This is a genomic window from Streptomyces sp. TRM68416, assembly GCF_014596915.1.
Taxonomy (GTDB): Bacteria; Actinomycetota; Actinomycetes; order Streptomycetales; family Streptomycetaceae; genus Streptomyces.
On sequence record NZ_JACVWU010000014.1, the window covers coordinates 149587 to 161746 of the forward strand.

Sequence of the window (12160 nt, forward strand, 5' to 3'; positions counted from 1 at the left end):
GCGGCCGTGGCCCTGGCGCGCTGCGGCCGGTTCAGGAGCTGTGCGAAACCTCGTCCGTGCAGTCCTGTGCGTTCTCTTCGCCACTTCCGTGCATCGAGCGGTACATGCCGATCGAGCCGTGCGCGGCGGTGTCGGCGAAGCCGAACTTCTCGTAGAGGAAGCGCGCAGGTCCGTCCGCGATCAGCGAGACATATGCCGTGGCGGGCGCCCGGCGTTCCAGTTCCTCGACGAGCGCGGCCATGATGCGCTTGCCGAGCCCTCGCCCCTGATGCGCGGGATGTACGCATACATCGACTATCTGAAACGCGGTGCCGCCGTCACCGATGATCCGCCCCATGCCTATGGGCTCGCTCTCGTAGGAGAGGACCACGCCGTACCACGTGTGGGGCAACGCGAGCGCGACCGCTTCGGGGGCTTTGTCGGAGAGTCCGGCGTCGGTACGCAGGCGGCGGAAGATCTCGACGGAAGGTACGTCCGCACGCAGCGTGTAATGACCGCTCAGGTGATTCATGTATTACATGCTAGGGCGTGTGTCCTGCCGCGAACAAGCCGCGCATGGTCGTCACCGGCGCACCGGCCGGTCGGCGGCCGCCCCCCGGGAACCGCCGGACCGCCCCGCGCACTCTGTGAGGGAGTCGGCCCTGTTGAACCACGTACACATGGGGGTTGTTTGTGAGCCAGGTGCTCTATGGCGAGCGGTCGTGGAACCCGCTGGCGCGAACCGTCGAGCTGACCGAGGACGGCCTGCGCCGGGGCGGCAGCGTCATGCCGCTGCACGAGCTGAACCTCGCCGCCATGGCCGAGGCGTTCCAGCGCGGATACTGGCTCGGCGGCGGCGGGGCGGAACGCCCGCTGGAGCGGCTTGCGGACGGTCCCGGCGTCGTTCCGGTGACCAGGGTGACGGGTACCACCCAGCCGGTGAAGGTGCGCCGGGCCGAGGAGTTCGCCCGCATGCTGGGGGAGACGGCGGTACGGCACTGCGGCGGGCCGGAGCAGGTCGCCGCCCTGGGCGCGAGGGCCCGCGCCGAAGGCGTACCGCTGTGGATCGCGCGCCGGTTCGCGCCCGGGCCCGTCGGGCCGATCACCGTGGCCGTGGACCGGCGCCTGGTGCGGGTGGACGTGTGGGGGCCGCACGCTCCCGTCGTACGCATCCGGGCCCCGTTCGGCTTCCACCGCGACTCCTCCGACCCCGCCCAAGGGCTGCGGCTGACCGTCGGAGAGGCGCCGGCAGAGCTCAGGCTCATCCGGAAGAAGCGCAAGTCCAGGCGGCGAGTGGAGGTCCAACTCCCCGGACAGAGCTGGGTGTTGCAGCGGGAGAGCGCCAAGGCCTCGCTGCTGCTGCGCGACGAACGGCCCGTCGCCCTGCTGACGCGGCCGCAGCGGCGGCAACTGCCCGAGCCCGGCACGGTCCTGCTGCCGCTGACCCCCGTGCGGTACGAGAGCGGCGATCCGCTGGACGCCGTCATGGCACAGGCCTTCGCGGTCGCCTTCGGGCTCGGGGACACGACCGGAGCGGCACGGTTCCGGGCCGAGAGGCGCCGCTTCGACGACGGTGAGCCGGGTGAGCCGGTCGCCGTCGACGCATGGTGGGACCGCCCCTGGTTCAGCAACCTCGGGACCGGCCGGGACGACAACGAACCCGGCGGCTCCGACGGCTGGGGCGCGGACGGCGGCGACGGCGGCGACTCCGGCGGCGGCGACGGCGGAGGAAGCGACGGTGGGGGCGGCGACGGCGGCGGGGGCGGCGGGGGCGACTAGGAACGCCGGTCCCCGGGGTCCCGGACCCGTGCAGGTGGCCCTGTTCGACGTATCACGGCTGTTGATCTAGCCTTCGGGCGCATGACAGAGCGACGCGCGATCCTCAGCGGCTCGACCTTTGAGGACCAGATCGGTTACGCCCGTGCCGTGATCGACGGCGACTGGGTGCATGTGTCCGGGACGACCGGGTTCGACTACGCCACCATGACGATCTCCGACGACGTGGTGGAGCAGGCCGAGCAGTGCCTGCGCAACATCGAGTCCGCCCTGGCCGAGGCCGGATGCACCTTCGCCGATGTGGTGCGCGTGCGCTACCTGCTGCCCGACCGCGACGACTTCGAGCCCTGCTGGCCGGTCCTGCGCCGCTGCTTCGGCGAGGTGCGACCGGCCGCGACGATGCTCGTGTGCGGTCTCGCCGACCCCCGCATGAAGATCGAGATAGAGGTGTACGCGCGCCGGCACACCCCGGCGCTCGGGGCGGAGCCGAGCGCTCACTAGCAGGCGCCCGTCGCCTCGGCGCGGGCGTCAGAGGACGGCCAGCAGGTCGTCGAGCGGGGCCGGGACGTGGGTGGGGTCGAGAGCCTCGACGAGGACACGGCCGTAGTGGATCTTGCGGCCTTTCTTCGTGCCGAAGAAGCGTCTGAACTGCTGTTCCGGGGCGCGGCCCTGCTGTGCGGGCTGGCGCAGGAAGGTCTGCAAGGGGCGCAGGTCGCCCTGTTCCTGGACGAGTTCCGCCACCCGCGTCAGCCCCAGGGCGCGGATGAGCTCGTCCTCCAGGTCGGCGGCGCAGACGAAGAAGCCGTTCGGGGCCGCACCGGCGCGTTCGAAGCCGCGGGCGTAGTACGGGCGCTCCGCCTCGTCGCACAGGCCCGTGAGGCGCAAGCCCAGGCCGGGCGGGCCGAGGAGTTGGGCGTAGCGCCCGACGCTCATCGCGCCGCCGATCGACAGGACGCAGATTCCCTCGGCCTCCAGATCCCGGCCGCGGCGGTCGGCCAGCGCGTTGACCGCCGCGACGTCGCTCAGCCCTTCCAGCAGGACGGCGGTCCGCACAGGCAGCCGCGCGCACAGTTCGTGCGCGGGAGCGCCGGGGCCACCCGCCGCCCATGCGGTAACCGCGTCCCGGAACGCCCCCATGTCAGCCATGGGGGGAGTGTCGGTCAGTTCCGGCCGCGGCGCGAGCGGATTTCCGCCGGTGCGCCCTCGCCGGTGCCCCGGGTACGCCCTCCGCAGGGCGCGCCGACAGCGGCACCGGCTCCCTCACCCGCTCGGCCCACCCGCATGGTGAACGCCCGCTCCCCGTCGCAGAGTCGAACCACCGCTGGTCCGACGCGGCTGCGCGCACCGCCAGGGGAGAGGAGACGCGTGATACCGCTGCACCCGAACGACCCACACCCTCCGGGCACCTCCGGCGTCCCGCCCCCGTCCGTGCCGCCCCCTCCGCCTCCGCCCCGCGCGGCCGCACCGAGCCGCGTCCGCCCGTACGCATCCCCCACCGAGGTGTCATGGGTGTCATCAAGGACCATCCGGAACTGGCGCTCTTTCTCTGCCTGGCCGCCGGTTACCTGGTCGGCAAGCTGCGGGTCGGCCCCATCGCGCTGGGCGGCATCGCCGGCACGCTGATCGTCGCGCTGCTGCTGGGCGCGTGGACGGAGGCCGAGGTCTCCGACGACGTGAAGACGGTGTTCTTCGCGATCTTCATCTTCTCGCTCGGCTACATGGCGGGACCGCAGTTCTTCGCCAACCTCAACCGCAAGGGCCTGCGGTTCGGGGTGCTGTGTCTGATCGAGCTGGTCTGCGTGGTCTCGATCGCGTACGGGCTGGCCAAGGCGTTCGACCTCGACGTCGGCACCGCCTCCGGCATCCTCGCGGGCGCCGCCACCGAGTCCGCGGTGGTCGGCACGGCGACCGAGTCGATCGGCAAGCTCACCGGGCTGACGGCCGCCCAGATCGACGAGTACCAGGGCAACGTGGCCACCGCCTACACGGTCTGCTACCTCTTCGGCCTGATCACGATCGTGCTGTACAGCAGCCAGATCATGCCGATGCTGCTGCGCATCGACCTCCGGGAGGCCTCCCGCGAGCTGTGGCAGACGATGCGCGGCGGCAAGGGCGCCCTGGAGAGCGACGAACTGCCCGGCCTGCCCGGCATGGTGAGCCGTACCTATCTGGTGACCACCGGCGACGGCCTGCGGGTCGGCGAGCTGCAGGCCCTGGACGGCGGACTCGTCACCGTCGAGGCCGTCAAACGCGGCAGCCGGACCCTCACCGTCGATCCGGACCTCGAACTCACCCTCTCCGACCTGGTCCTGGTCGTCGGCCGCCGCGCCGCCGTCATCGACGCGGGCCGCCACCTCGGCCCCGAGACCTCCGGCATCCCCGGCGTGGAGACCCCGCTGGCCACCAAGCAGGTGTCCGTCACCGAGAAGTCCACCGCAGGCCTGACCATCGACGAAGTGCGCACGCGGCACCCGGAGTTCACCGCCTCCGGGGTGTACATCACCGAAGTCGTCCGCAACGAGCAGCACATGCCGGCGTCCGGTGAGACCGTCCTGGAACGCGGCGACGTGCTCACCCTGGTCGGCGCCCGCTCGGGCCTGGACCGGCTGGTGAAAAAGATCGGCGCGGTGGTCAGGAACGACGCCGCCGACTTCATCTACATCGGCTTCGGCATCGTCGCCGGCTCCCTGCTCGGCCAGATCATCGTCCACGCCGGGGACGTACCCCTGTCCCTGGGCACCGGCGGCGGCTGCCTGATCTCCGGTCTGCTCTTCGGCTGGTTCCGCTCCCTGCGGCAGACCTTCGGCGCGTTCCCCACCCAGGCCGCGACCACCCTGAAGGACATGGGCCTGGCCGTCTTCATCGCCTGCACCGGCCTGACCTCCGGCCCGCAGGCCTGGCCCCTGCTGAAGGAGTACGGCGCGCTGCTGCCGTTCGCGGGCATCGCCATGGTGCTGATCCCGGCGACCCTCTCCCTGATCGTCGGCCTGAAACTGCTGAAGATCGAGAAGCCGTTGCTGATCGGTGCCATCGCGGGCCAGCAGTGCTCCACGCCCGCCATCACCGCCATCAGCCAGGTCTCCCAGTCCACCGTGCCCCTGCTCGGCTACACGATCACCTACACCCTCTCCAACTTCCTGCTACCGCTGACCGGCCCGATTCTCGTCGGCATCCTGGGAGCGTGACCCGGTGATCGACTTCCTCAACCGCAACATCTTCCAGCCGCACCCCGAGCTGCTGGTCTTCATCGCCGTCGCCTTCGGCTTCCTCGTGGGTAAGGTGCGATACAAGGCCATCGCGCTGGGCTCGGTGACGGGCTGCTTGATCGTGGGCCTGTTCTTCGGCGCCCAGTTCGAGGTGGAGATCGACGACACGGTCAAGAGCCTGTTCTTCATCATGTTCCTGTTCGCCCTCGGCTACCGGGTCGGCCCGCAGTTCTTCCGCGGCCTGAAGAAGGACGGCCTGCCCCAGGTGGTCAACGCCGTGGTCGTGTGCGTCACCGGCCTGCTGGTGTGCTGGCTGTTCGCCTGGATGCTCGGCTACGGCCCCGGACTCTCCGCCGGCCTGCTCGGCGGCGCGCTCACCCAGTCCGCGGTCATCGGTGTCGCCCAGGACGCGATCGGTGCCCTGCCCGGCTACAGCGCGGCCGAGTTGAAGACGGAGGAGAACCTCGTCCCGATCGGCTACGCCGTCACCTACCCGCTCGGCACGATCCTCTGCGCGATCCTGCTGGCCAACGTCCTGCCCCGGCTCTACGGCAAGGACCTGGCCGCCGAGTCCGAGGCGCTCGCCAGGGAACTCGACGCGCACGAGGCGAACCCCGACCTCGGCGAGGGCTACTACGAAGTCGTCCTGCGCGCCTACACCGTGCAGCGCCCCGACCTCGTCGGCCGCACCATCGACGACGTCGAGCACCAGCAGAAGGAGCTGGGCCGCCGCGTCTACATCACCGCCGTGCGCCGCGACGGCAGCGTCCTCGACCACACCCAGCAGACCACCCTGCGCGAGGGTGACGTCGTCGCCGTATCGGCCCTGCGCCACGACCTCGTCGACTTCGACGCCCGCACCCACATCGGCGCCGAGACCGACGACGTCGAACTCCTCGGCTACCGCACCGAGTCGATGCACGTCGTCGTCTCCGAGAAGGCGCAACTGGGCAAGTCCATCGCCGAGTTGCGCGGCGAGCCCTTCATGGTCGGGGTCTACGTCGACAAGGTCTACCGCTCCGGCTCGGAGTTCCCCTACCGGCTCTCCACCCGGCTGGAACGCGGCGACACCCTGATCCTCACCGGGCCCAAGCGCCTGGTGGACCCGGCCGCGCGCGAGATCGGCAAGCCGGTGCCGACCTCCTTCGCCACCGACATGCTCTGGGTGGGCCTCGGCATTTTCCTCGGCGGCTGCATCGGCATCCCCGCCCTGACCGTCTCCGGCGTGCCCATCTCGCTGTCCACCTCCGGCGGCGCGCTCATCATGGGCCTGGTCTTCGGCTGGATCCGCGGCAAGTACCCCACCTACGGCAACGTCCCGCCCGGCGCCCAGTGGTTCATGGACACCCTCGGCCTGTGCCTGTTCGTCGCCGTCGTCGGCATCAACGCCGGACCCAGCTTCACCAGCGGACTGTCCGAGGCCGGCTGGGGACTGCTGCTGTTCGGCGCGGTCGCCACCCTGGTCCCGCTGATCGTCGGCTTCCTCGTCGGCCACCACGTCCAGAAGATCCGCTTCCCCGTTCTGATGGGCGTCCTGGCCGGCGGCCAGACCACCACCGCCGCCATCGGCGCCATCAACGAATCGTCCAAGTCGCAGATTCCGACGCTGGGTTACACGATCCCCTACGCGGTCGGCAACGTGCTCCTGACCATCTGGGGCGCGGTCATCGTCATCCTCCAGCACTGAGAAAAAGCCGCTGCCACAGCAAGGAGCCCCGCATGCCCGAGACGACGTTCTCCCGCGAGGAGATCCAGGCCCTCGCCCAGCTCTCCCCGTTCGAGCTGAAGGACAAGTTCATCCAGATCGCCAAGGAGTTCCAGGAGAACCGGCCCGGGCAGAAGGACAAGTCGAGCGTGCAGATGCTCAACGCCGGCCGCGGCAACCCCAACTGGGTCGCCACCGGCCCCCGCGAGGCGTTCTACGCCCTCGGCTACTTCGCGCTCGCCGAGTCGCGCCGCGTCTGGACCGCCGACAACCTCGGCGGCATGCCCGAGAAGCAGGGCGCGGGCGACCGCTTCGACGCCTTCGTACGGCAGCACCCCGACCTGCCGGGCATCGAACTCCTCGACAAGTGCGTGGCGTACGCCCTGGAGCGGTTCGGCTTCGACAAGGACTCCTTCGTCCACGAGCTGACCGACTCGATCACCGCCGACAACTACCCGGTCCCCGACCGCATCCTGCCGCACACCGAGGACATCGTCCGCGCCTACGTCGCCGACGAGATGTTCGACAAGCGGCCCCCGGCCGACAACCGCCTCAGCCTGTTCGCCACCGAGGGCGGCACCGCGGCGATGTGCTACGTCTTCGACTCCCTGATGAAGAACGGGGTGTTGAAGAAGGGCGACCGGATCGCCCTGATGGTGCCGGTCTTCACCCCGTACATCGAGATCCCCGAACTCGACACCTACGAGTTCGACGTCGTCCTGGTCAACGCGAGCAGCATGGTCGAGGTCGGAGTCCGCGAGTGGCGCTACCCCACCGAGGAGGTCGCCAAGCTGGAGGACCCGAGCATCAAGCTGGTCTGCCTGGTCAACCCCTCCAACCCGCCCTCCCTGGCGCTCAGCGAACGCGTCGCGAACCAGATCAGGGACATTGTCGCGACGAAGAACCCCAACCTCCTGATCGTCACCGACGACGTCTACGGCACCTTCGTCGAGGGCTTCCGCTCGATCGCCGCGGACCTGCCCCGCAACACGCTGCTCGTCTACTCGTACTCCAAGCACTACGGCGCCACCGGCTGGCGGCTCGGTGTGATCGGACTGCACGACGACAACGTCATCGACGAGATGATCGCGAACCTGCCGCAGCCGGAGAAGGACCGCCTGAACAAGCGGTACGGCTCACTGAGCCTGGAACCGGAGAAGATCCGCTTCATCGACCGCCTGGTCGCCGACTCCCGCCAGGTCGCCCTCAACCACACCGCCGGCCTCTCCCTGCCCCAGCAGGTGATGATGGCCGTCTTCTCCCTGTTCGACCTGCTCGACGAGGGACAGGCGTACAAGCACAAGGTGCGCGCCATCGTCCAGCAGCGCCTCGACCTGCTCCTCGAAGGCGCCCAGATGAAGATCTCCGACGATCCCAAGCGCGCCGGCTACTACATCGAACTGGACCTCCTCGCCGAGGCCGAACGCGTCCACGGCAAGGACTTCGCCGCCTTCCTGCAGAAGAACTACGAGCCCGTCGACCCCCTGTTCCGGCTCGCCGAACAGACCGGAGTCGTCCTCCTCAACGGCGGCGGCTTCGACGGGCCCGAATGGTCGGTCCGCGTCTCCCTGGCCAACCTCGACGACCTCGACTACCTCAAGATCGGCCACCATCTGCGGGAGATCTTCAACGACTACGCGGCCGAATGGCAGGCCGCCACGTCCTGAACCGGTCAGAAATCGAGAAGCGCCGGACTGCCCGCCCCGCATAGCGTGACGGGCAGCCCGGCACGTCCGTCGTCCTGGAGCCGCCAACCTGGTCCGGTCCAGGAGCTGCGGTGAGGCGTCCGCGTAGGCTCGACAGCGGCCGGACCAGGCCGGAAGGCGCTCGACAGATGGGGACGAGAGAGACGATGAGCAAGGCCACGCAGCACGTCGCCGACAGCCATGATCTGATCCGCGTGCACGGCGCACGCGAGAACAACCTCAAGGATGTCAGCGTCGAGATTCCCAAGCGCCGGCTGACCGTGTTCACCGGAGTCTCCGGCTCGGGCAAGAGCTCGCTGGTCTTCGACACGATCGCCGCCGAGTCGCAGCGGCTGATCAACGAGACCTACAGCGCCTTCGTGCAGGGCTTCATGCCCACCCTGGCCCGCCCCGAGGTCGACGTCCTCGACGGGCTGACCAGCGCCATCACCGTCGACCAGCAGCGGATGGGATCCGACCCGCGCTCCACCGTCGGCACCGCCACCGACGCCAACGCGATGCTGCGCATCCTCTTCAGCCGCCTCGCCGAGCCGCACATCGGTCCGCCCAGCGCGTACTCCTTCAACGTCGCCTCCGTCTCCGCCAGCGGCGGCCTCACCGTCGACCGCGGCGCCGACAAGACCAAGACCGAGAAGGTCACCTTCAACCGCACCGGCGGCATGTGCACCCACTGCGAGGGCCGCGGCACGGTCACCGACATCGACCTCACCCAGCTCTACGACGACTCCAAGTCCCTCAACGAGGACCCCTTCACCATCCCCACCTACACCGGGGACGGCTGGGTGGTGCGGGTCATCAGGGAGTCCGGCTTCTTCGACCCGGACAAGCCGATCCGCCGCTACACCAAGAAGGAGCGGCACGACTTCCTGTACCGCGAGCCCACCAAGGTGAAGATCAACGGCATCAACCTCACGTACGAGGGGCTGATTCCCAAGCTGCAGAAGTCGATGCTGTCCAAGGACCCCGAGTCGATGCAGCCCCACATCCGGGCGTTCGTGGAGCGGGCCGTCGCCTTCACCACCTGCCCCGACTGCGAGGGCACTCGGCTCAGCGAGGGCGCCCGGTCCTCCAGGATCGGCAAGGTATCCATCGCCGACGCCTGCGCCATGGAGATCAGGGACCTGGCCGAGTGGGTCCGCGGCATCGAGGACCGCTCGGTGGCGCCGCTGCTCAAGGCGCTCCAGCACACCCTCGACTCGTTCGTGGAGATCGGCCTGGGCTACCTCTCCCTCGACCGGCCCTCGGGCACCCTCTCGGGCGGCGAGGCCCAGCGCGTCAAGATGATCCGCCACCTCGGCTCCTCGCTCACCGACGTCACCTACGTCTTCGACGAGCCCACCATCGGCCTCCACCCGCACGACATCCAGCGGATGAACGACCTGCTGCTGCGGCTGCGCGACAAGGGCAACACCGTCCTGGTCGTGGAGCACAAGCCGGAGACCATCGCGATCGCCGACCACGTCGTCGACCTCGGCCCCGGCGCCGGCAGCGCGGGCGGCACCGTCTGCTTCGAGGGCACCGTCGAGGGCCTGCGGGCCAGCGACACCGTCACCGGCCGCCACCTCGACGACCGGGCCTCGGTGAAGGACACCGTGCGCACCGCCACCGGCAAGCTCCCGATCCGCGGCGCCACCGCCAACAACCTCCAGGGCGTCGACGTCGACATCCCGCTCGGCGTGCTCACCGTCGTCACGGGCGTCGCCGGCTCCGGCAAGAGCTCCCTGGTGCACGGCTCGATCCCGGCCGAGGAAGGCGTCGTCGCCGTCGACCAGACCCCGATCCGCGGCTCCCGGCGCAGCAACCCGGCGACGTACACCGGACTGCTCGACCCGATCCGCAAGGCCTTCGCCAAGGCCAACGGGGTCAAGCCCGCCCTGTTCAGCGCCAACTCCGAGGGCGCCTGCCCGGCGTGCAACGGCGCCGGCGTCGTCTACACCGACCTGGGGATGATGGCGGGCGTCGCCACGCCCTGCGAGGACTGCGAGGGCAAGCGGTTCCAGCCCTCGGTGCTGGAGTACCGGCTCGGCGGCCGGGACATCAGCGAGGTCCTCGCCATGCCGGTGGCCGAGGCCGAGGAGTTCTTCCGGGAGGGCGAGGCCCGTACGCCCGCCGCGCACAAGATCCTCGACCGGCTCGCCGACGTCGGCCTCGGCTACCTCACCCTCGGCCAGCCGCTCACCACGCTCTCCGGCGGCGAACGCCAACGCCTGAAGCTGGCCACGCACATGGGCGACAAGGGCGGTGTCTACGTCCTCGACGAGCCGACAACGGGCCTCCACCTGGCCGACGTCGAGCAACTCCTCGGCCTGCTCGACCGGTTGGTCGACTCCGGCAAGTCCGTCATCGTCATCGAGCACCACCAGGCGGTCATGGCCCACGCCGACTGGATCATCGACCTCGGCCCCGGCGCCGGCCACGACGGCGGCCGCATCGTTTTCGAGGGCACCCCGGCCGACCTCGTCGCCCACCGCTCCACCCTCACGGGCGAACACCTGGCGCAGTACGTCGGCGCCTGAACCGTTTCTTCCCGGCTCCGGTCCGCCGGAGCCGGGAGCCCGTCGTCGCGTGCCGTACCCGGACGGCGCTGACCGCGCCGGCCAGGAGGCGGGCGCGGTCAGCGCGGTGCAGGTGGGGCGGTGCTCAGCCCGCCGCCCGCTTCACCAGCTCCCCGATGCGCGCCGCGTCCGCCTCCGACAGCTCCGTCAGGGCGAAGGCCGTCGGCCACATCGCGCCGTCGTCGAGGTTCGCCACGTCGTTGAAACCGAACGTGGCGTACCGGGCGTTGAACTTCTGGGCGCTCTGGAAGAAGCACAGCACCTTGCCGTCCTTGGCGTACGCGGGCATCCCGTACCAGAGCTTGGGCGCGAGGTGCGGTGCGCTCTCCTTGACGACGGCGTGCAGCCGTTCGGCCATGACCCGGTCCGACTCCTGCATCTCGGCGATCTTCGCGACCACCGCGGCCTCCTCCTCGGCCGCCTTGTCGGCGCGCGTCCGGCGGCGCGTGGTGGTCTTCAGCTCCTGGGCCCGCTCCTTCATCGCGGCGCGCTCCTCGGCGGTGAATCCCTCGTACGACCCGGCGGCGGTCTTCTGCGTCTTCGTCATGGCTGTTTCCTCCTGGCGCGGTCTGCGTGCGGTCTAGGTGCGTTTCGCGTGCGGTCTGCGTGTGGTGTGCGTGTGGTGCTGTTTTGAGCGGCCGGCCGTCAGCCCCACGCCCCCGCGATCTGGCGGGTCGTGGCGTTGAGCCGGTTGAACATGTTCGTGACGCCGATCACGAGGACGATGGCGGCGAGCTGCTTCTCGTCGAAGTACGTGGCGGCCGCGTCCCAGATCTCGTCGCTCACCGCGTCCGGGCGGTCGGCCAGCCGCGTCGCGGCCTCGGCGAGCGCGAGGGCCGCCCGCTCCTCGTCGGTGAAGTAGGGGGCCTCGCGCCAGGCGGCGACCGTGGCCAGCCGCTCGTCGTTCACGCCCGCCTTGCGGGCGGTCCTGGCACCGCCGTCGACACAGGCGCTGCACCCGTTGATCTGGCTCACCCGCAGATGCACCAGCTCCAGCGTCTGCTCGTCCACGCCACCGGTCCGGGTGGCCTTGAGGATCTCCTGGATGGGCTGCATCGCACCGGACAGGACGAACGCGGGGTTCTGCATACGGGACTGCATCTCGATCTGCTCCTCTTTCGGGCCGGTGCCCCGTTCCCTCGGGGCGTGACACCATCACAGCCCGAGCCGCCCGCCACGACCACGGCGATGGGACACCATGGGACAGTCGAAACGGCCTTGACCTGCGGCGAC

The 12160-nt window shown here is 69.9% G+C and carries 10 protein-coding genes; 6 read left to right on the top strand and 4 right to left on the bottom strand.

Annotated elements, in window-relative coordinates; translation table 11 throughout:
• Positions 1-31: 31 nt before the first annotated feature.
• The gene (locus ICC28_RS22810; protein ID WP_188290530.1) at positions 32-511 is read right to left on the bottom strand and encodes a GNAT family N-acetyltransferase; all 480 of its coding nucleotides are present in this window, start codon (positions 509-511) and stop codon (positions 32-34) included.
• A gap of 161 nt (positions 512-672) precedes the next feature.
• On the opposite strand from ICC28_RS22810, the gene ICC28_RS22815 reads away from it, so the two are divergent.
• Together ICC28_RS22815 and ICC28_RS22820 are read left to right on the top strand one after the other, a co-directional pair.
• Positions 673-1758, top strand: coding sequence for a hypothetical protein (locus tag ICC28_RS22815; protein ID WP_188290531.1), 1086 nt, complete (start codon positions 673-675; stop codon positions 1756-1758).
• 81 nt (positions 1759-1839) lie between these two features.
• Positions 1840-2256 (top strand): RidA family protein, encoded by a 417-nt coding sequence (locus ICC28_RS22820; RefSeq protein WP_188290532.1) that lies wholly within the window; start codon positions 1840-1842, stop codon positions 2254-2256.
• A gap of 27 nt (positions 2257-2283) precedes the next feature.
• On the opposite strand, the gene ICC28_RS22825 is transcribed toward ICC28_RS22820, so the two are convergent.
• Positions 2284-2901 carry a TOPRIM nucleotidyl transferase/hydrolase domain-containing protein gene (locus ICC28_RS22825; RefSeq protein WP_188290533.1) on the bottom strand — a complete coding sequence of 206 codons (618 nt, stop codon included), beginning with the start codon at positions 2899-2901 and terminating at the stop codon, positions 2284-2286.
• 359 nt (positions 2902-3260) lie between these two features.
• On the opposite strand from ICC28_RS22825, the gene aspT (ICC28_RS22830) reads away from it, so the two are divergent.
• The 4 genes from aspT (ICC28_RS22830) (at position 3261) to ICC28_RS22845 (ending at position 10888) form a co-directional block, all read left to right on the top strand.
• Entirely contained in the window at positions 3261-4940 is a 1680-nt protein-coding gene (aspT, locus tag ICC28_RS22830; RefSeq protein ID WP_188290534.1) for an aspartate-alanine antiporter, read from the top strand.
• Positions 4941-4944: 4 nt separating this feature from the next.
• Complete coding sequence (gene aspT, locus ICC28_RS22835) at positions 4945-6648, top strand: aspartate-alanine antiporter (RefSeq protein ID WP_188290535.1); 1704 nt, start codon at positions 4945-4947, stop codon at positions 6646-6648.
• A gap of 32 nt (positions 6649-6680) precedes the next feature.
• Positions 6681-8333, top strand: a complete 1653-nt coding sequence (locus tag ICC28_RS22840; protein ID WP_188290536.1) for a bifunctional aspartate transaminase/aspartate 4-decarboxylase — start codon at positions 6681-6683, stop codon at positions 8331-8333.
• A gap of 185 nt (positions 8334-8518) precedes the next feature.
• On the top strand, positions 8519-10888 hold the full coding sequence (locus ICC28_RS22845; protein ID WP_188290537.1) for an ATP-binding cassette domain-containing protein: 2370 nt from the start codon (positions 8519-8521) through the stop codon (positions 10886-10888).
• Between the two features lie 124 nt (positions 10889-11012).
• Here ICC28_RS22845 and ICC28_RS22850 read toward each other — a convergent pair whose 3' ends face one another.
• The gene (locus ICC28_RS22850) at positions 11013-11474 is read right to left on the bottom strand and encodes an iron chaperone (protein WP_188290538.1); all 462 of its coding nucleotides are present in this window, start codon (positions 11472-11474) and stop codon (positions 11013-11015) included.
• A 98-nt stretch (positions 11475-11572) separates the two neighbouring features.
• Positions 11573-12028 carry a carboxymuconolactone decarboxylase family protein gene (locus ICC28_RS22855; RefSeq protein ID WP_188290539.1) on the bottom strand — a complete coding sequence of 152 codons (456 nt, stop codon included), beginning with the start codon at positions 12026-12028 and terminating at the stop codon, positions 11573-11575.
• Positions 12029-12160: the final 132 nt, after the last annotated feature.

Coding starts and splice junctions, on each gene's coding strand:
- ICC28_RS22810 (WP_188290530.1), bottom strand. CDS start 511: ATGAATCACCTGAGCGGTCATTACACGCTGCGTGCGGACGTACCTTCC.
- ICC28_RS22820 (WP_188290532.1), top strand. CDS start 1,840: ATGACAGAGCGACGCGCGATCCTCAGCGGCTCGACCTTTGAGGACCAG.
- ICC28_RS22825 (WP_188290533.1), bottom strand. CDS start 2,901: ATGGCTGACATGGGGGCGTTCCGGGACGCGGTTACCGCATGGGCGGCG.
- aspT (WP_188290534.1), top strand. CDS start 3,261: ATGGGTGTCATCAAGGACCATCCGGAACTGGCGCTCTTTCTCTGCCTG.
- ICC28_RS22840 (WP_188290536.1), top strand. CDS start 6,681: ATGCCCGAGACGACGTTCTCCCGCGAGGAGATCCAGGCCCTCGCCCAG.
- ICC28_RS22845 (WP_188290537.1), top strand. CDS start 8,519: ATGAGCAAGGCCACGCAGCACGTCGCCGACAGCCATGATCTGATCCGC.
- ICC28_RS22850 (WP_188290538.1), bottom strand. CDS start 11,474: ATGACGAAGACGCAGAAGACCGCCGCCGGGTCGTACGAGGGATTCACC.
- ICC28_RS22855 (WP_188290539.1), bottom strand. CDS start 12,028: ATGCAGTCCCGTATGCAGAACCCCGCGTTCGTCCTGTCCGGTGCGATG.